This is a genomic window from Pseudomonas sp. Sample_10 (assembly GCF_004321495.1).
GTDB lineage: Bacteria > Pseudomonadota > Gammaproteobacteria > Pseudomonadales > Pseudomonadaceae > Aquipseudomonas.
This window is the reverse complement of record NZ_RCOE01000220.1, coordinates 152,881-172,296: the sequence shown is the minus strand read 5'-3', so window position 1 is coordinate 172,296 and position 19,416 is coordinate 152,881. Positions and strand designations below refer to the sequence as shown.

Here is a 19,416-nt window from a genome sequence, read left to right as displayed (position 1 = left end):
ATCAGTTCCACAGGACGTTCAAAGCATTTTCACCGCCGTCGAAACCGAACTCCTTGACCACCACCGAACACGATTCGCAAGGTGGCATGGTGGTAGCGACGTTCACGGTTTCGATCGATCCGGCATCGGGGTACTTTTCGCGAATGGCGCTGATCAACTTGCTTTCACTGTCCAGTGATGTGGGCCTGCGCGTCAGTGCCGGGTGATAGCTATCAATTTCCTTTATGGTTGCCGGCACAGCGAGCAGTTTTCCTTCATTCGACACGAGCAGTGATGTGTTGGGAAATTCCTGATTCATATCGACATTGAAGTAAGTCGTTTCACCGACCCTGATCTGATCTGCGCCAAGATTCTGTTTGAACAAAGGCAGATGCCCGGTCGCCCCCTGCGCCCCCGAAACACTGACATAGACCTCGCGATTCCCGGTGGCAGTGACGACTTCCGCGTAGGCGATGTTTCTGGGATTGAATGAACGCTGGTTGTAAGGGATAAGCTTGTGCAGCTTCATCATCGTTTTCTTGATATTCAATGCGCTGTCGGCATTGTTCAGCACGGTGCTCGGCTCAAGGAACAATGTATCGAAGATTTCCACGGTTCTTTTCCGGAACTCTTCTGATGCGACCTTGCTTCGCGACCAACTGGTTGCCCCTTTGGGCAACTGCGTGACAATCATTCGGGTCGAGTGATCGAACAGCACCGCTTCGCCTGGACTGGTATCGACTTTGAGCAGCTTGAGCGTGTCCGGCGGGTTCACGTGGCCGCCAATCGGAATGGCAATCTCTTCCATGGTTTGCAACGCTCGCTCCACTGCCGGCGTGCCGTGAATCCTTGCCACATTGTTGGCATTCAATGAACCGGTGTAGACCGTGAGCAGTTCTTGATTGAGATCTTCCGGCAATCTCGAAGCTTTACTGAGATTCAGTTTGTCCGTCAGGTTTTGACCTTGTGCCAGTTCGGCGACATAAAAGTGTCCGGCATCCAGGCGGGTAAACACGTAGCGCTTGGATTCGTCTATCGCCGGGATGATGATGGCACCGGCTTCGAAGGTGTCGAACTGACCCTGTTTGCCGTAGGGGATGTCTACCTTGATCCTGCCATAGATCCCTTTCTGGAACTCCACCGTAGCCGGGAGCGATCTTTTAGACTTCAGGGTTTTAAGCAACATCGCCCGATCCGCAGTGGCCGGCGTATAGATACTGTCTCCGAACCACGGCGCCCAGCCTTTAGTCTCGTCGAAACTGCCAATGGCCGGCGTCGGGGCCGGATCGACGGTGACGAATGTGGTCTTGCAGACATCGGCACCCGGATGGCGGCGTACCCGGCAAGGCAAGGATTTGAACATCGCCTGGTCATCGATCAAGTCGGCACGACGCAGTTGGTCGTTGTCCAGTCGATAGGGGATGTCATCCACGAACAGAGTGGTACGACCATCGACTTCGAGTACTTCACGGATACGGGCTTGCTCCGGAAGTTCTACCAGCGTGTGCGTATCGGTGGGGGCTAACGTTTTGAAGGTTGACCGGCCATGTATGAGGTTGTCGCTGTGATTGTGCAGGCGGGGACCATAGGGCAATGACGTTACCGGGTCGACCGGGTGGAATCGGGTCAGGTCCGACGGGCTGGTGTTGCGCACGAGTACATCATCGACACCGTCGATCGTTGCCAGTCGATCACTCGATGTCAGAGGTTTCCAGCGCCCGGGGTCGGTTGCTTGGGGCAGGTTGTGAACCAGTCGGTAGCTGTCGGTGTTTCCTGCCAGTTTTCTCAGTCCACTGACACCAAAGCGGCCCGCCGTATACAGCCCTTTCCACGTACCGCTGCCGATGGCCTTGAGCAATGACGGAACCCCGTCCAACGGGTTCAGGTTGCGCAGCGACGCGACCAGCAGTTTTCGGGTCAAGGTCGAAAAGGAAGGCAGACTTGCTTTGACGGCCATGCGCGAGGCTGTGGTCGCGGCCCTGATCAAACGCACCGACCCCGCCATGAATTTTCCGATGGGACTGACGAAAGAAGCCAGGTCCATGGCGAGTCCGATCACGCCTGTGAGTATCTGGCCTGACAGAAGATCGTCAATACTGCCCCAGAAGGGTACGAACGCTTTGGCAATCTCTACGAAAGTATTGCGCCGTTGTTCGTTCCTGGCCCTGATAGTGTCGAATGTTGTCATGCCACGTGCCTGGGCACGTAATTGGCTTTCATCGACGTACAGAAAGTTTGTTGCAATGTATTGGGCCACTGCATTCAAACGGGTGATGACCTGTGCCGTTCCTTCGGTATTGGCGGTGGCAGGCACGTCACCGACCACGCCGAGGATCGCTATGCAATACGCCTTCTCAGCGGGCCTGGTGCCGTTCAAGTGCGCAGACCAGTCAAGAAGCAGCGAGGTGCTGATTTCAGCAGAGTATGTTTGTCCAGGAATTGAGGCGTGCAAGGGGTACGTGGTGCGGACGCCTTCGACGGTTGAAAACCTCAAGTGGTCTCTGCGACGAATCATGCCGGCACTGGGTATCAATTCGTAGTAGGTGATTTCATGATTGTGGGTCACCTGTAGAACGAAACCTTTTCGTGGCCGGATATCGCCGCTTGCTTCGATGCGTGCCTGCTCCAGATGCAGGCTCAGCAGGCGGACGTCACCTTCTACGAGGGCCTGGCGGTCGGCCAGTGGCAGCGAGGTCAGCAGACTGGCGATCAGAGTCTGATAGGCCGTCCTGATTTTCGAGAGGTAGTGTGCAAAGTCCGTTGCAAACTGCTGGTTGATATCAGGCAGCGTCTTGCCCCCGTATCGGGTTAGCACAGGCCTTTCGATGCCCCTGTGGTCTTTGCGAAACGGCTCATGATGCACGGTTCGCATGTCGTCGATTTTGATCCAGAGACTGGTTCGTGTCTTGCCATCGGATTGGGTGACAAAAAATTTTCTGCCGTCATCGAGCTGACCATCGGCATAGACATCGAGGAATGCATCGCCTGGCAGGTTCAACGAGGGCATATCCTTGGAGCCCAGGCTGCTTGGTGGATCATCGCGCAACAACTTGCGCCCGTCCGATTCGAACATTGCTTCGCCAAACACATCATCTTTCGCCTGCTTGGCCATTTTCAGCCTTTCAGGGGGTGGCAAATCGAGGGTCATGACAGCTTTGTTCAGGCTCTCGCTGTGGCTTTCCAGGGCGGCCGTCGCCCGCGTCATATCGTTCTCGTCGTAATCCGAGTTTGCGCGCGATTGAACGATGCCACAGCAGATCGCCCATTCCAGTGCCGGTCCCATCCTCAGTCGAGTAATCTGCTCAAGTTGTTCGGACGAGGCGTCGGCGCTCCGGGATAGGGGCAGGTCGACGAGCTGTTGAAAGGACAGGGTTTGCGATCGATTCAGGCCGAGTTCATCTGCCAGCAGCACGCCGTGCATGAAGTTCACCCACACCACCGAACTTTTGTAGGGAAGATCGGGCGGGATGTCGCGCACAGCGAAGTCCTTCGAGAGGCGGGTCTGGTACACGCGCGCCAGTAATATCGCATCCTTGATATTGGTGAGCCGCCGGGTGTGCAGCAAGTGCTGTTCGAATTCGCTGCGCAGGCTCTGGTAGCTTTTGCCCCAACGTGCCGGATCTTGCCAGCGGAAGCCGGCGAGTACATGCGAGTCGTCAGCCGACGACTCCTGAAAATAGAGGCATATGGCTTTGCAAATCAGTTGATTGCGTACGGACGTCGACGTCTGTTCGCCGGGGTGCGCGCCATACCACTTGAGTTTCTTCAGCAGTTGGTCTGCAAGTTCCTGTGTTCGGGGCGCGCTCAAGATTTCCTGGAGAATTACCGAGGGCGTTGTACGCAATTGCTCTTCGGAGGCCAGACGCAGTACATCGCCGCCCAAATGACGGATCAGCGACGATTCACTGCTGATAAAGGTTTTAACGGTATCGACGATTTGAGCATTGATGAGTTTTATCTTGTACTGGTTGATGGTCAGAGACTGTGCAAGCGTGGGGGCGTTGCGTTGCAAGGTCTTGAAGCGTTGTTGATCCTGAGCTGTAGGGCGGGCAATGAAATAATCGATATCCGGACCGTCATCCAGTCCCAACTCTTGTCGGGCACGAACTTCTTTGGCAGCCGGTGTGTCGGGTTTAGCTAAAGGTGTCGATGTCATGTGGCACTCCTCGTGAAATCAATTCCCGCAACAACACGTAGGGGAATTCTCGAGTGCCCAGTAAATCGATCTCGAAATCTGCTGTGGCTGTACATATTTATGGCTGTGTTTAGAGTGACCGAGGCTGAACCTCCGCTTGCCGGAACCTTGAACTCACCCTAGTCTAGCTACAGCGAATTCGTCCGGATGACGGTCAAGCAGTGCTATTACAAGGGAACACATGAATCAAACGCGGACACTCGGATCGCCACGGCTGTTGGGCATCGTCTGGCCTTTTATCGCCGTTGTGCTGTTCCAAGCCTTGTTGGGCGGCGTTAGCCTGTATGTGCTGTCGGCGGTTCGCGGCTATGTTGCCGGCGAAAGCCTCTGGTCCAAGGGCCAGAAAGACGCCATCTATTACCTCAATCTCTATGCCGACAACGGCGATCAGGACATTTTCCGCAAGTATCAGCAGGCCATTTCCGTTCCTCAGGGCGGTCATGAATTGCGCGTCGCGCTGGATCAGCAGCCGCCCGATATCGAAGCAGCGCGGCTGGCCATTCTCAAGGGCGGTAACCACCCGGACGACGTCTCCAGTCTGATCTGGCTGTACCTCAATTTCCGTCATTTCAGTTATCTGGAGAAAGCCATCGACCTGTGGACGGTGGGTGACGATTACCTGGTCAAGCTCGACGACGTTGCACGTGACATGCACGAGCACATCACCGCCCACCCGACTTCGGCGGCGGACATCCAGCGCTGGAAAGCGCAGATCTTTGCCATCAATGATGAAGTGACACCGGCGGCGAAAGCCTTCAGTGACGCGCTGGGCGAAGGCTCGCGGATGATTCTTCGCTTGTTGCTGCTGACCAACCTCGCCACCGCCCTGGGCTTGATCGTGCTGGCGTTGATGCGTACTCACAAACTGCTCAAGCAGCGCCATGAATTTGCCGATGCCTTGCAGCTGGAAAAGGACCGGGCGCAAATCACCCTGCAATCGATTGGCGACGGGGTGATTACCACGGATGTGGATGGCGCCATCGCCTACATGAATCCGGCCGCCGAGGCGTTGACTCACTGGAAGGCCGAGCAGGCCGCAGGATTGCCGCTCGCGGCGTTGTTCAATCTATTGGATGAAAACGCCCAGTCCGATGGTTTTACCTTGATCGAACATATTCTCAGTGGGCAACTCAGCGGTGGCAGCGAGCATTCAAAACTGATTCAACGCCTCGATGGCAGCACGGTTTCGGTGACGCTGGTGGGGGCGCCGATCAGCAATGCCGGCAAGGTCAGCGGCACGGTGCTGGTGTTGCACGACATGACTCAGGAGCGGCAATACATCGCCAATCTGTCCTGGCAGGCGACTCATGACGCCTTGACCGGCCTCGCCAATCGCCGTGAATTCGAATATCGCCTGGAGCAGGCGCTGCATAACCTCACGCGCCAATCAGGGCGGCATGCCTTGATGTTTCTCGATCTGGACCAGTTCAAACTGGTCAACGATACCTGCGGCCACGCCGCGGGTGACGAGTTGCTGCGGCATATCTGCGCGCTGCTGCAATCGGGTTTGCGTGAAGGCGATACGCTGGCCCGGCTGGGGGGGGACGAGTTCGGCATCCTGCTGGAAAACTGCGGGCCAGAGGCCGCGGAGAAAATCGCCGAGTCGCTGCGCCAGACTGTGCAGAATTTGCACTTCGTCTGGAAGGGCCGGCCATTCGTGACCACCGTGAGTATCGGTCTGGTGCACGTTTCGCAGAATCCGACCACGCTTGAAGCCTCGCTGCGCGCTGCCGACATGGCGTGCTACATGGCCAAGGAGAAGGGCCGCAATCGGGTTCAGGTCTATCACCCCGATGATTCGGAATTGTCCCTGCGCTTCGGCGAAATGGCCTGGGTGCAGCGCCTGCACATGGCGCTGGAAGAGGACCGCTTCTGTCTGTACGCACAGGAAATCGCGCCCCTGGGCGTCGACTCGGGCGGCGGGCACATAGAGATTCTGCTGCGTCTGCATGATGAAGCCGGGCGCATGATTCTGCCCGACAGCTTTATTCCGGCGGCGGAACGTTACGGCCTGATGAGTTCGATCGATCGCTGGGTCGTACAGAACGTATTCAAGATCATTGCCCAATGCCGGGCCGAGCCGCATTGCGGGCCGCTGGCCATGTGTGCGATCAATCTGTCAGGCACAACCATCGGAGATGAGGCGTTTCTCGACTTCCTGCGCGAACAGTTCGTGACGTATTCAATTCCCGCTGAAATGATTTGTTTTGAAATCACCGAAACCAGCGCCATTTCAAATCTTGGCAGTGCAATCAGATTCATCAATGAACTCAAAGGCTTAGGTTGTCTGTTTTCGCTCGACGATTTTTGCGCCGGTATGTCCTCATTCGCGTATCTGAAACATTTGCCTGTAGACTTCCTGAAGATTGACGGGAGTTTCGTAAAGGACATGCTGGACGACCCGATTAACCGCGCCATGGTCGAGGTGATCAACCACATCGGGCATGTCATGGGTAAGCGCACAATTGCCGAGTTTGTCGAAACGACTCAGATCGAACAGGCTTTGCTGGAGATTGGTGTAGATTATGCTCAAGGGTATGTCATTGAACGCCCGCAGTTGTTTACCTGCGATAGTCTCCAGAGTCGTCCGGCCAGGCCTCAGCCTTTGTTGTTCAAGGCCCCTGGCACGTTCCGTTGAAATCTCTCGCTGATCTAATAATCACAATCAAAAGGAGCTCGACAGTGATCGACACATTCAACCGAACCGGACCGCTCATGGAAGCTGCGAGTTACCCTGAATGGGCTCAGCGCCTGATCAAGGACTGCAGCGAGAGCAAGCGCCGGGTGGTCGAACACGAACTGTATCAACGCATGCGAGATAACAAACTCAGTGCGAAGACCATGCGCCAATACCTGATCGGTGGTTGGCCGGTGGTCGAACAGTTCGCGTTATACATGGCCCAAAACCTGACCAAGACCCGATTTGCCCGCCATCCGGGCGAAGACATGGCGCGTCGCTGGCTGATGCGCAACATTCGGGTCGAATTGAACCACGCCGATTATTGGGTGAACTGGAGCCGTGCACACGGCGTCAGCCTGGAAGATCTGCAGGCACAACAGGTTGCCCCGGAACTTCACGCCCTCAGCCATTGGTGCTGGCACACCAGTTCTTCGGATTCGCTGATCGTTGCCATTGCCGCCACCAACTATGCCATTGAAGGTGCGACCGGCGAGTGGTCGGCGGTGGTTTGCTCCAACGGCGTGTACGCCGCTTCTTTCCCTGAGGAAGAGCGCAAGCGTGCGATGAAGTGGCTGAAAATGCATGCCCAGTACGACGATGCCCATCCTTGGGAAGCGTTGGAAATCATTTGCACTCTGGCGGGGATGAATCCGAGCAAAGCCCTGCAGGTGGAGCTGCGTCAGGCAGTGTGCAAGAGCTACGACTACATGTACCTGTTCCTGGAGCGCTGCATGCAGCTTGAGCACGCAGAGAAGGCACCGGTAACCCGTGAGCGACTGGAATTGGCCGAAAGCTGATCCCGAGAAGCCGCTGTAGAACTGTGGGAGCCAGCTTGCTGGCTCCCACAGTCTTTTGTGCAGCGAGCAACGGCTCAGCCCGCCATCGCCAACCGATTGCGCCCCTCGCGCTTGGCCACATACAGCGCATTATCAGCCCGTCGCACCAGGCTTTCGGCAGACTCGCCAGGCAGCAGGGTCGAGCAACCGAGGCTGACGGTCAGTTGAATCGAGCGCCCATCGGCGATGTATTCCTCGCTCTGAGCGGCAAACCGCAGGCGTTCACCGACCAGGGCAGCAGCTTCCCGGCTGGTGTTCGACAGCAGAATCAAAAACTCCTCGCCGCCGAAACGAAACACCATGTCGACGTTGCGCAACTGATGTTTGATCGAAGCAGCAACTGCCTTGAGCACGTCATCACCCGCACTATGACCATGGGTATCGTTGATCTGCTTGAAATGATCGATGTCCAGCATCAACAACGACAACGGTTGCAGATGGCGCCGTGACAGATCGATTTCCCGCTGCAACGTCTGATCCATCGCGATGCGGTTGCCGGTGCCGGTCAACGGGTCGCGTAACGCGCTTTGAGTGGCTGCGCGGTACAGCAGGGTATTGCGCATCGGATACAGCAACGTCGCCAGCAGCGATTCCAGGTTGCCCTGTTCCTGCTCGCTGAAGCGCTGGTTGCGGCGAAACACCAATTCACCCAGATGTTCACCCTCATGGCTGAGGCTGTAGCTGATCGAGTGGTGGCCGCGTTGACCGAACTCAAGGCGCAGGTCGCTGCTCTTGTGCTCGTAGCTCAAGGCATCCAGCGGGACCAGGCGCTGAACTTCAACAAAGAACAGGCCGAGAATGCGTTGGGGTTCAAGACTGGTTTGCAGTTGCAAGCTCAACTGCTGGCGGAGTTTCGCAAGGCTGGCAGGTCTTTCTGGAGAGGGTTGCTGCTGACCAAAACCCAGGCGCTGCAATTTGGCGCTATCGAAGTCAATTGCGTTGGTCTGGGAAGGTGATTTCATATGGCGTGCGCCCTTGAGCAGTAAGGCTGTGTCTTACAAGCTGGGTGAGAGCGGCTTTAGGCTGCGCGTCAGTACTGGTCCGTCAGCCCCGTAGGACATTTCGTACAAGTTTAATCGGCTTTGTAGAAGATTTGGAGCCTGTCGACTGCAGCTCCGCCCGGTTCGCGTTCACACGGCGTATGTGAGCAAGTGCAGAGCGAAAGTCGTGCCAAATCAGGGGGTGTTGATAAATTCTTATAAATCAATTGTTTAGAAGATTTAAGAACGGTTGTGGTGCATACGCTGACATAAGTTTGACTGGAGTTTCACTTCGGCCTCGGTGCCGCGACGGAAATTCGCCGCGGCACAAAAGCGACGTACGGCATTACTGGGCGTTAAAAGCTTGCCCGTTGATGCCTGTGCTGTCCGGACCCATCAAATACAGGTAGACCGGCATGATCTCCTCGGGCGTCGGATTGTTGAGTGGGTTTTCTCCCGGATAGGCCTGGGCGCGCATGCTCGTGCGGGTGGCGCCCGGGTTGATGCTGTTGGAACGCACTGGCGCCACGGTGTCGACTTCGTCTGCCAGGGTTTGCATCAAGCCTTCAGTGGCAAACTTGGAAACGCCATAGGCGCCCCAGTACGCGCGGCCCTTGCGTCCAACGCTGCTGGACGTGAATACCACTGAGGCGTCCTTGGACAGCTTGAGCAGCGGCAACAATGTGCTTGTGAGCATGAACATGGCGTTGACGTTGACTTGCATGACCCGCATGAAGTTTTCGCCTGACAGTTGTTCAATCGGCGTGCGCGGGCCAATGATCGATGCGTTGTGCAGCAGGCCGTCGAGGTGACCGAACTCGGTCTCGATCATCGCCGCCAGCTCATCGTATTGATGGGGCAGGGCGGTTTCCAGATTGAACGGAATCACCGCCGGTTGCGGGTGACCTGCGGCTTCGATTTCGTCGTAGACCTGAGTCAGGTTGGCTTCGGTCTTGCCCAGCAACAGCACGGTTGCGCCGTGAGCCGCATAGGTTTTAGCGGCGGCAGCGCCGATGCCACGGCCAGCGCCGGTGACCAGAATGACCCGATCCTTGAGCAAGTCGGGGCGGGCGGAATAATCGAACATAAAAAACCTCACGACAATTCAACAATAAGGCCGGCACTGAACCTGTGGCGAGGGAGCTTGCTCTCGCTCGGCTGCGAAGCAGTCGTAAAACCTGCAAATTCAGTGTGCCTGATAGATTGCAGTGGCAGATTAAAGGGCCGCTTCGCAGCCCAGCGGGAGCAAGCTCCCTCGCCACAAAAGCATCTCTACTCAGCAGCTACACAAAGCGCTATCAAGCACTTTGCGTAACTCCAGTGGATGATCGACCACCACATCCGCTCCCCAGTGCCGCGGGTTGTCGTCCGGGTGGATATAGCCGAACGTCACTGCCGCAGTCTTGGTCCCGGCATCGCGACCCGATTCGATATCGCGCAGGTCATCGCCCACGAACAGCACGCTGGCCGGATCCAGATCGAGCATCTTGCAGGCCAGGATCAACGGTTCCGGGTCCGGTTTGCTGTTCTTCACATGGTCCGGGCAGATCAGCAAGGCCGAGCGTTCGGCCAGCCCCAGTTGTTGCATGATCGGTTCGGCGAAGCGCAGCGGCTTGTTGGTGACCACGCCCCAGATCAGGTTGGCCTTCTCGATGTCCGCGAGCAGTTCGCCCATGCCATCGAACAGTTTGCTGTGCACCGCACATCCGACGAGGTAGCGCTCCAGGAACTCCAGACGCAACGCCTCGAAACCCGGTGATTCCGGGTCCATCGAGAACGTTACCGCGACCATCGCCTTGGCGCCGCCGGAGATCTCGTCGCGGATGTGTTTATCGTTGATCGGTGGCAAGCCACGGTCGGCACGCATCGCCTGGCAGATCGCAATGAAGTCCGGCGCCGTGTCGAGCAGGGTGCCGTCCATGTCGAAAAGAACTGCTCTGATACGCATCGGCTTACTCCTCGCGCAGGGTCTGGATCATGTAATTGACGTCCACGTCGGACGCCAGTTTGTAATGCTTGGTCAGCGGGTTGTACGTCAGGCCGATGATGTCCTTGACGGTCAGCCCGGCCATGCGGCTCCAGGCACCCAGCTCGGATGGGCGAATGAATTTCTTGAAGTCGTGGGTGCCGCGCGGCAGCAGCTTCATGATGTATTCGGCGCCGACGATGGCGAACAGGTACGCCTTCGGGTTGCGGTTGATGGTGGAGAAAAACACCTGGCCCCCCGGCTTGACCATACGGAAGCAGGCGCGGATCACCGAAGACGGGTCCGGCACGTGTTCGAGCATTTCAAGGCACGTGACCACATCGAACTGTTCCGGCATTTCTTCGGCCAGGGCTTCGGCGGTGATCTGCCGGTATTCGACGCTCACGCCGGATTCCAATTGATGCAACTGCGCGACCGCCAGTGGCGCTTCGCCCATGTCGATACCCATTACGGTGGCGCCGCGTTGAGCCATGGCTTCGCTGAGAATGCCGCCGCCGCAACCGACGTCGAGGACTTTCTTGCCGGCCAGGCTGACGCGTTCGTCAATCCAGTTGACCCGCAACGGGTTGATGTCGTGCAGAGGTTTGAATTCGCTTTCGCGGTCCCACCAGCGATGGGCCAGGGCTTCGAATTTGGCGATTTCGGCGTAGTCGACGTTGCTCATGGGTTAAGTCCTCTAAAACTTGAAAAATCCTGTTGCCCCGGGGTTGAGTCCGGGGTGCTTACGATTCGGTACGGCCGCTGATGCGTTGGCCCCAGGCCTTGGCAGTGGTGACCAGTTGCTGTTCATCCAGGCGTGTCAGGCGACGGTCGTCGAGCAGTTGCTTGCCGGCGACCCAGACATGTTTCACGCAGTCCCGGCCGGTGGCATATATAAGCTGTGAAACTGGGTCATAGATCGGTTGCTGGGCCAGGCCGGAGAGATCGAACGCGACGATGTCGGCGGCTTTGCCGACTTCCAGCGAGCCGGTGTCGGCTTCGATCCCCAGGGCGCGGGCGCCATTGAGCGTGGCCATGCGCAGGGCGCGATGAGCGTCCAGCGCGGTGGCCGAACCGGCGACGGCCTTGGCCAGCAGCGCGGCGGTGCGGGTTTCGCCCAGCAGGTCGAGGTCATTATTGCTGGCGGCGCCGTCGGTGCCCACGGCAACATTGACCCCGGCCTGCCACAAACGCTCTACCGGGCAAAAACCGCTGGCCAGTTTCAGGTTCGACTCCGGGCAATGAATCACATGGGTGTTGCTTTCTACCAGCAGCGCCAGGTCTTCTTCGCTGATCTGGGTCATGTGAACGGCCTGGAAGCGCGGCCCCAGCAAGCCCAGGCGAGCGAGGCGGGCCAGGGGGCGTTCGCCGCGCTGTTCGAGCGCTTGCTGCACTTCGAAGGCGGTTTCATGCACGTGCATGTGGATCGACGCGTCGAGCTCTTCGGCGATCACGCGGATTTTTTCCAGGTTTTCATCGCCCACGGTGTAGGGTGCATGGGGGCCGAAGGTGATTTTGATGCGGTCGTGATGCTTGAGATCGCCAAACAGTTCGATGCCCTGACGAATGGCTTCGTCCGCGCTGCTGGCGCCGGGGATCGGGAAGTCGAGGATCGGAATCGCGATTTGCGCACGAATACCGCTGTTGTGGACGCACTCGCTGGCAACCTTCGGGAAGAAGTACATGTCAGAGAAGCAGGTGACGCCACCTTTGAGCTGTTCGGCGATAGCCAGATCGGTGCCATCGCGTACGAATGCTTCATCGACCCATTTGGCCTCGGCGGGCCAGATGTGGTTTTCCAGCCAGGTCATCAACGGCAAGTCATCGGCCATACCGCGGAACAAAGTCATTGCCGCGTGCCCGTGGGCGTTGATCAGGCCCGGGCTGAGCAACATGCCCGGCAACTCGCGGACTTCGCGTGCATCAAGCTTCAGTGCAATTGTGCGTGGGCCGATAAAAACGATGCGCCCGTCGCGGATGCCCAGGGCATGTTCCTTGAGGACAACGCCGGCAGGTTCGACGGGTACCAGCCAGGTCGGCAGCAACAACAGGTCGAGCGCAGCGGCAGTGTTCGGCATCGAAGGTCCAGTGCTTTTGTAAGGGATGGCGAAGTATACCCGAGCGTCTTCGCGGGGGGATCGCTATAATCGGCGGCTTTTGTGTTCATGAGTGCGGGGTGTGGGATGCGCGATCGACTGTTGGCTGCGGAGAAGGTGAAGGCCATCGATTGGCGTGATGGCGCCCTCTATCTGCTTGATCAGCGTGTTTTGCCGTTCGAGGAAACCTGGATCGCCTATACCAGCGCGGCCGGCGTGGCCGAAGCCATTCGTACCAGGGTGGTGCGCGGTGCGCCTGCGATCGGCATCAGCGCCGCCTATGGCATTGTGCTGGCGGCCCGCACCCGGATTGCCGAAGGCGGCGACTGGTATGCGGCGCTGGAAGAGGATTTCGCACTGCTCTCCGACGCCCGTCCCACTGGCGTAAACCTGTTCTGGGCACTGGGCCGCATGCACGATCGGCTTGATCGCCTGAAAGAAAATGCCGACCCGCTGGTGGCGCTGGAAGCCGAGGCGATCGCCATTCACGAAAGTGATCGCGAAGCCAACCTGACCATGGCGCAACTGGGCGTGGACCTGATCCGCAAACACCAGGGCAATGCCCAGGCGATCCTGACCCACTGCAATACCGGCGCGCTGGCCACCGGCGGCTTCGGCACCGCGCTGGGGGTGATTCGCGGTGCTTTCATCGAAGGCATGGTCGAGCGTGTGTATGTCGACGAAACCCGTCCCTGGCTGCAAGGTTCGCGGTTGACCGCGTGGGAGCTGGCCAACGAGGGCATTCCCGTAACCCTGAATGTCGATTCCGCCGCGGCCCACATCATGAAGACCAAGGGGCCTACCTGGGTCATCGTCGGCGCCGACCGGATCACCGCCAACGGCGACGTGGCCAACAAAATCGGTACTTATCAACTGGCGGTCAATGCCATGCACCACGGCGTGCGCTTCATGGTGGTGGCGCCGAGTTCGACCATCGACATGCATTTGGCCAGTGGTGATGACATTCCGCTTGAAGAGCGTGACGGTCGCGAATTGCTGGAAGTCGGCGGCAAGCGCCTCGGTGCGGGAGTGGATGCGTTCAACCCGGTATTCGACGTGACCCCGGCGGATCTGATCGACGCCATCGTCACTGAAAAAGGCATCGTCGAACGCCCGGATACCGCGAAAATAGCGCAGCTGATGTGCCGCAAGCGCCTGCATTAAAGGATTGTTGTGCCTGAAAGGTCGCCATCGCTGGCAAGCCAGCTCCCACAGGGTTTGCGCCCGCCATTAATCCTGTGGGAGCTGGCTTGCCAGCGATGGGGCCTTAAAAGTCAATAAACAACCACAAGCCAGGCCTCAAATCTGCATACAAAGAAGCTCTAAGCCTCTCTCGTCCCCTTCAAGCCTGTCACCGGTCAACTAACTACTCTCCATGCGCATCTGGGGGATAGGTGCGTGGCGGCTCTTGTGATAACATCCGGCGGTTTCCAGGGTTGCCCCGCGGGGTGACCTTTACTGCGCAGATCCGTGGCATAACTCGTTGATTTGTCGTAAGTCGGTGCATGGCACTCAGCCGGCAGCGGCGAGCTTCGTTGGTCCCATATGGATATGACGAAGTTTCACCAGAAAAAGGAATCAGGCTTCTCATGGGCGAACTGGCCAAAGAAATCCTCCCGGTCAATATCGAAGACGAGCTGAAGCAGTCCTACCTCGACTACGCAATGAGCGTAATTGTCGGGCGGGCACTGCCGGATGCGCGCGATGGCTTGAAGCCCGTGCACCGGCGTGTGCTGTTCGCGATGAGCGAGCTGGGCAACGACTTCAACAAGCCGTACAAGAAATCTGCCCGTGTTGTCGGTGACGTGATCGGTAAGTATCACCCGCACGGTGATACCGCGGTGTACGACACCATCGTTCGGATGGCGCAGCCATTCTCCCTGCGCTATCTGCTGGTAGACGGCCAGGGCAACTTCGGTTCGGTGGACGGCGACAACGCCGCGGCCATGCGATACACCGAAGTGCGCATGACCAAGCTGGCGCACGAGCTGCTGGCTGACCTGCACAAGGAAACCGTGGACTGGGTGCCGAACTACGACGGCACCGAAATGATCCCGGCGGTCATGCCGACCCGTATTCCCAACCTGTTGGTCAACGGCTCCAGCGGTATCGCCGTGGGCATGGCGACCAACATCCCGCCACACAACCTCGGTGAAGTCATCGACGGTTGCCTGGCGCTCATCGACAACCCTGAGCTGACCGTCGACGAGCTGATGCAATACATCCCCGGTCCGGACTTCCCGACCGCGGCGATCATCAACGGTCGCGCCGGCATCATCGAAGCCTACCGCACCGGTCGCGGGCGCATTTACATGCGTGCCCGCTCGATCATCGAAGACATCGACAAGGTCGGTGGCCGTCAGCAGATCGTCATCACCGAACTCCCTTACCAGCTGAACAAGGCCCGTCTGATCGAGAAGATCGCCGAGCTGGTAAAAGAGAAGAAGCTTGAAGGCATCACCGAACTGCGCGACGAGTCCGACAAGGACGGTATGCGCGTCGTGATCGAGTTGCGTCGCGGCGAAGTGCCTGAGGTCATCCTCAACAACCTCTACGCCCAGACCCAGCTGCAAGCGGTATTCGGCATCAACATCGTCGCGCTGATCGACGGCCGTCCGCGGATCCTCAACCTCAAGGACCTGCTGGAAGCCTTCGTTCGTCACCGTCGCGAAGTGGTGACCCGTCGTACCGTGTTCGAACTGCGCAAGGCGCGCGAACGTGGTCACATTCTCGAAGGTCAAGCGGTCGCCCTGTCGAACATCGACCCGGTCATCGCCCTGATCAAGGCTTCGCCAACGCCGTCGGAAGCCAAGGAAGCGCTGGTCAGCACCCCTTGGGAATCCTCGGCGGTAGTGGCGATGGTCGAGCGTGCCGGCGCCGATTCGTGCCGTCCGGAAAACCTCGATCCGCAATACGGCCTGCGCGAAGGCAAGTACTTCCTCTCGCCAGAACAGGCGCAAGCCATTCTGGAACTGCGTCTGCACCGCCTGACCGGTCTGGAACACGAGAAGCTGCTGGCCGAGTACCAAGAGATCCTCAACCAGATCGGCGAGCTGATCCGCATCCTCAACAGCGCCACGCGTCTGATGGAAGTGATCCGCGAAGAGCTGGAAGTGATCCGTGCCGAATACGGCGACGTGCGCCGCACCGAGATTCTCGATGCGCGTCTCGACCTGACCCTGGGTGACATGATCCCGGAAGAAGATCGCGTCGTGACCATTTCCCACGGTGGCTACGCCAAGACCCAGCCATTGGCTGCGTACCAGGCTCAGCGTCGTGGCGGCAAAGGCAAATCGGCTACCGGCGTCAAGGACGAGGACTACATCGCTCACCTGCTGGTCGCCAACAGCCATACCACGCTGCTGCTGTTCTCCAGCAAGGGCAAGGTGTACTGGCTGAAAACCTACGAAATCCCAGAAGCGTCCCGCGCCGCCCGTGGTCGTCCGCTGGTCAACCTGCTGCCGCTGGATGACGGTGAATACATCACCACCATGCTGCCGGTCGAGGAATACACCGAAGGTCACTACATCTTCATGGCCACCGCCAACGGCACCGTGAAGAAGACCCCGCTGGAATCCTTCAGCCGTCAGCGCAGCGTCGGTCTGATCGCGCTGGAACTGGACGAAGGCGACGTGCTGATCTCTGCGGCCATCACCGATGGCGAGCGCGAAGTGATGCTGTTCTCCGACGGCGGCAAGGTCACTCGCTTCAAAGAGTCCGACGTGCGTGCCATGGGCCGTACCGCTCGCGGCGTGCGCGGCATGCGTCTGCCGGAAGGGCAGAAGCTGATTTCCATGCTGATCCCGGAAGAAGGCAGCCAGATCCTCACCGCTTCGGCGCGTGGTTATGGCAAGCGCACCGCGATCACCGAGTTCCCTGAGTACAAGCGTGGCGGTCAGGGCGTTATCGCCATGGTCAGCAACGAGCGTAACGGCCGTCTGGTCGGTGCGGTGCAAGTGCTCGATGGCGAGGAAATCATGCTGATTTCCGACCAGGGCACGCTGGTGCGTACTCGTGTCGACGAAGTCTCCAGCCTGGGCCGTAACACTCAGGGCGTGACCCTGATCAAACTGGCCAATGACGAAACGCTGGTCGGCCTGGAACGGGTTCAGGAGCCTTCGGAAGTCGAGGGCGAAGAGCTGGAAGGTGAAGAGGGTGCAGTGTTCGAAGGTGACGTCGTAATCAATGATGTCGCCGAAGACCAGCAGCTCGACGCCGCCGCTGACGAAGAACCACAGGAATAAGCGGGTAAACAGGGGGCGGATGAGAATTCGCCCCCTTGTTGTTTGTCCGGTATGAAAATCTGCAACACTGCGAATGATCGTTCCCACGCTCCGCGTAATGATCGTTCCCACGCTCTGCGTGGGAATGCATCCAATGACGCTCTGCGTCATGGGACGCGGAGCGTCCCCAGCGGCATTCCCGCGCAGAGCGTGGGAACGATCATTCGCAGACCAAAAGATTCAAGTGACCACCAGATCAGAGCGAGATTGGATGTGAGCAAGAGAGCCTATAACTTCTGTGCCGGTCCTGCGGCGCTTCCCGAAGCTGTCCTGAAGCGCGCCCAGGGTGAACTTCTCGATTGGCACGGCAAGGGCCTGTCGGTCATGGAAATGAGCCATCGCAGCGATGAGTTCGTGTCCATTGCCACCAAGGCAGAGCAGGATCTGCGTGATCTGCTGAATATCCCCTCGAACTATAAAGTGCTGTTCCTGCAAGGTGGCGCCAGCCAGCAATTTGCGCAGATTCCGCTGAACCTGTTGCCGGAAAACGGCTCTGCCGACTACATCGACACCGGTATCTGGTCGCAGAAAGCCATCGAAGAAGCTTCGCGCTATGGTCACGTCAACGTCGCCGCAACCGCCAAGCCTTACGATTACTTCGCCATTCCCGGCCAGAACGAATGGAAGCTGTCGAAAGACGCGGCCTACGTTCACTACGCGCCGAACGAAACCATCGGCGGCCTGGAATTCCAATGGATTCCAGAAACCGGTGATGTTCCGCTGGTCGCCGACATGTCCTCGGACATCCTGTCTCGCCCGGTGGATGTTTCCCGTTTCGGCATGATCTACGCCGGCGCGCAGAAAAACATCGGCCCGAGCGGCATCGTCGTCAACATCGTGCGCGAAGACCTGCTGGGTCACGCCCGTTCGCTGTGCCCGACCATGCTCAACTACAAGGTCGCGGCCGATAACGGCTCGATGTACAACACGCCGCCAACCCTGGCCTGGTACTTGTCCGGCCTGGTGTTCGAGTGGCTGAAAGAGCAGGGCGGTGTCGAAGCCATCGGCAAGCTCAATGAAGTGAAAAAGCGCACGCTCTACGACTTCATTGATGCCAGCGGTCTGTACAGCAACCCGATCAATCACTCGGACCGCTCGTGGATGAACGTGCCGTTCCGCCTGGCTGACGATCGCCTGGACAAGCCGTTCCTGGCCGGCGCCGACGAACGCGGCCTGCTGAACCTCAAAGGGCACCGTTCCGTGGGCGGCATGCGTGCCTCCATCTATAACGCCGTCGACATCAACGCGATCAACGCGCTGGTTTCGTACATGGCAGAGTTCGAGAAGGAACACGGCTGATGTCTGAGCAAGAACTCAAGGCACTGCGCCTGCGCATTGATGCTCTGGACGAAAAAGTCCTGGAGCTGATCAGTGAGCGCGCGCGCTGCGCCCAGGAAGTCGCGCGAGTAAAGATGGCCTCGCTGGCCGAAGGCGAAGTGCCGGTGTTCTATCGTCCCGAGCGCGAAGCTCAGGTGCTCAAGCGTGTCATGGAACGCAACCAGGGGCCGCTGGGCAACGAAGAGATGGCGCGTCTGTTCCGCGAAATCATGTCGTCGTGCCTGGCGCTGGAGCAGCCACTGAAAGTGGCTTACCTCGGCCCTGAAGGCACCTTCACCCAAGCGGCAGCGATGAAACACTTCGGCCATGCGGTGATCAGCAAGCCGATGGCGGCGATCGACGAAGTGTTCCGTGAAGTGGCGGCCGGTGCGGTGAACTTTGGCGTGGTCCCGGTGGAAAACTCCACCGAAGGCGCGGTCAACCACACCCTCGACAGCTTCCTCGAACACGACATGGTGATCTGCGGTGAAGTCGAACTGCGCATTCACCATCACCTGTTGGTCGGTGAAAACACCAAGACCGACAGCATCAGCCGTATCTACTCCCACGCCCAGTCCCTGGCCCAGTGCCGCAAGTGGCTGGACGCCCATTACCCGAATGTCGAGCGCGTGGCAGTGTCCAGCAACGCCGAAGCGGCCAAGCGGGTCAAGGGCGAGTGGAACTCGGCGGCGATTGCCGGCGACATGGCGGCCGGTCTCTACGGGCTGACCCGTTTGGCCGAGAAGATCGAGGACCGTCCGGACAACTCCACGCGCTTCCTCATGATCGGTAATCAGGAAGTGCCGCCGACCGGCGACGACAAAACCTCGATCATCGTGTCCATGAGCAACAAGCCGGGCGCGCTGCATGAATTGCTGGTGCCGTTCCACGATAACGGCATCGATCTGACGCGCATCGAGACCCGTCCGTCGCGCAGCGGTAAATGGACCTACGTGTTCTTCATCGACTTTGTCGGCCACCACCGCGATCCGCTGGTAAAAGGTGTGCTGGAAAAGATCAGTCAGGAAGCAGTGGCACTCAAAGTGCTGGGTTCCTACCCGAAAGCAGTTCTCTAAGGGGCGGT

At 58.5% G+C, this 19,416-nt stretch carries 12 protein-coding genes; 6 read left to right on the top strand and 6 right to left on the bottom strand.

Annotated features, from left to right (window positions below; all coding sequences use genetic code 11):
- Position 1: 1 nt before the first annotated feature.
- A complete protein-coding gene (locus D8U18_RS22215) occupies positions 2-4,135 on the bottom strand; it encodes a hypothetical protein (RefSeq protein WP_131108414.1) in 4,134 nt (1,377 codons plus the stop codon).
- A 220-nt stretch (positions 4,136-4,355) separates the two neighbouring features.
- Between D8U18_RS22215 and D8U18_RS22210 the strand changes: the two genes are divergently transcribed.
- Together D8U18_RS22210 and D8U18_RS22205 are read left to right on the top strand one after the other, a co-directional pair.
- Positions 4,356-6,812, top strand: coding sequence for an EAL domain-containing protein (locus D8U18_RS22210; protein ID WP_130904146.1), 2,457 nt, complete (start codon positions 4,356-4,358; stop codon positions 6,810-6,812).
- A gap of 44 nt (positions 6,813-6,856) precedes the next feature.
- A complete protein-coding gene (locus D8U18_RS22205; protein WP_130904145.1) occupies positions 6,857-7,651 on the top strand; it encodes an iron-containing redox enzyme family protein in 795 nt (264 codons plus the stop codon).
- A gap of 74 nt (positions 7,652-7,725) precedes the next feature.
- Here the strand turns inward: D8U18_RS22205 and D8U18_RS22200 are convergent, their stop codons facing one another.
- The 5 genes from D8U18_RS22200 to D8U18_RS22180 form a co-directional block, all read right to left on the bottom strand.
- Positions 7,726-8,652, bottom strand: a complete 927-nt coding sequence (locus D8U18_RS22200) for a GGDEF domain-containing protein (RefSeq protein WP_056856464.1) — start codon at positions 8,650-8,652, stop codon at positions 7,726-7,728.
- A 364-nt stretch (positions 8,653-9,016) separates the two neighbouring features.
- Positions 9,017-9,757, bottom strand: a complete 741-nt coding sequence (locus D8U18_RS22195) for a YciK family oxidoreductase (protein WP_056856463.1) — start codon at positions 9,755-9,757, stop codon at positions 9,017-9,019.
- A gap of 189 nt (positions 9,758-9,946) precedes the next feature.
- Entirely contained in the window at positions 9,947-10,618 is a 672-nt protein-coding gene (gene mupP / locus D8U18_RS22190) for an N-acetylmuramic acid 6-phosphate phosphatase MupP (protein ID WP_056856462.1), read from the bottom strand.
- A 4-nt stretch (positions 10,619-10,622) separates the two neighbouring features.
- A complete protein-coding gene (ubiG, locus tag D8U18_RS22185; protein ID WP_056856461.1) occupies positions 10,623-11,321 on the bottom strand; it encodes a bifunctional 2-polyprenyl-6-hydroxyphenol methylase/3-demethylubiquinol 3-O-methyltransferase UbiG in 699 nt (232 codons plus the stop codon).
- A 58-nt stretch (positions 11,322-11,379) separates the two neighbouring features.
- Complete coding sequence (locus D8U18_RS22180; protein ID WP_131108413.1) at positions 11,380-12,714, bottom strand: TRZ/ATZ family hydrolase; 1,335 nt, start codon at positions 12,712-12,714, stop codon at positions 11,380-11,382.
- Positions 12,715-12,819: 105 nt separating this feature from the next.
- Between D8U18_RS22180 and mtnA the strand changes: the two genes are divergently transcribed.
- The 4 genes from mtnA (at position 12,820) to pheA (ending at position 19,408) form a co-directional block, all read left to right on the top strand.
- Positions 12,820-13,896, top strand: coding sequence for an S-methyl-5-thioribose-1-phosphate isomerase (gene mtnA, locus D8U18_RS22175; RefSeq protein ID WP_056856459.1), 1,077 nt, complete (start codon positions 12,820-12,822; stop codon positions 13,894-13,896).
- Positions 13,897-14,321: 425 nt separating this feature from the next.
- A complete protein-coding gene (gyrA, locus tag D8U18_RS22170) occupies positions 14,322-16,976 on the top strand; it encodes a DNA gyrase subunit A (protein ID WP_131108412.1) in 2,655 nt (884 codons plus the stop codon).
- A 252-nt stretch (positions 16,977-17,228) separates the two neighbouring features.
- Positions 17,229-18,314 carry a 3-phosphoserine/phosphohydroxythreonine transaminase gene (gene serC, locus D8U18_RS22165; RefSeq protein WP_056856457.1) on the top strand — a complete coding sequence of 362 codons (1,086 nt, stop codon included), beginning with the start codon at positions 17,229-17,231 and terminating at the stop codon, positions 18,312-18,314.
- The gene (gene pheA, locus D8U18_RS22160; RefSeq protein WP_007939916.1) at positions 18,314-19,408 is read left to right on the top strand and encodes a prephenate dehydratase; all 1,095 of its coding nucleotides are present in this window, start codon (positions 18,314-18,316) and stop codon (positions 19,406-19,408) included. The genes serC and pheA overlap by 1 nt, the downstream gene beginning before the upstream one ends.
- Positions 19,409-19,416 lie beyond the last annotated feature (8 nt).

Coding starts and splice junctions, on each gene's coding strand:
- pheA (WP_007939916.1), top strand. CDS start 18,314: ATGTCTGAGCAAGAACTCAAGGCACTGCGCCTGCGCATTGATGCTCTG.
- D8U18_RS22200 (WP_056856464.1), bottom strand. CDS start 8,652: ATGAAATCACCTTCCCAGACCAACGCAATTGACTTCGATAGCGCCAAA.
- D8U18_RS22180 (WP_131108413.1), bottom strand. CDS start 12,714: ATGCCGAACACTGCCGCTGCGCTCGACCTGTTGTTGCTGCCGACCTGG.
- D8U18_RS22215 (WP_131108414.1), bottom strand. CDS start 4,135: ATGACATCGACACCTTTAGCTAAACCCGACACACCGGCTGCCAAAGAA.
- mupP (WP_056856462.1), bottom strand. CDS start 10,618: ATGCGTATCAGAGCAGTTCTTTTCGACATGGACGGCACCCTGCTCGAC.
- gyrA (WP_131108412.1), top strand. CDS start 14,322: ATGGGCGAACTGGCCAAAGAAATCCTCCCGGTCAATATCGAAGACGAG.
- mtnA (WP_056856459.1), top strand. CDS start 12,820: ATGCGCGATCGACTGTTGGCTGCGGAGAAGGTGAAGGCCATCGATTGG.
- D8U18_RS22210 (WP_130904146.1), top strand. CDS start 4,356: ATGAATCAAACGCGGACACTCGGATCGCCACGGCTGTTGGGCATCGTC.
- ubiG (WP_056856461.1), bottom strand. CDS start 11,321: ATGAGCAACGTCGACTACGCCGAAATCGCCAAATTCGAAGCCCTGGCC.
- D8U18_RS22195 (WP_056856463.1), bottom strand. CDS start 9,757: ATGTTCGATTATTCCGCCCGCCCCGACTTGCTCAAGGATCGGGTCATT.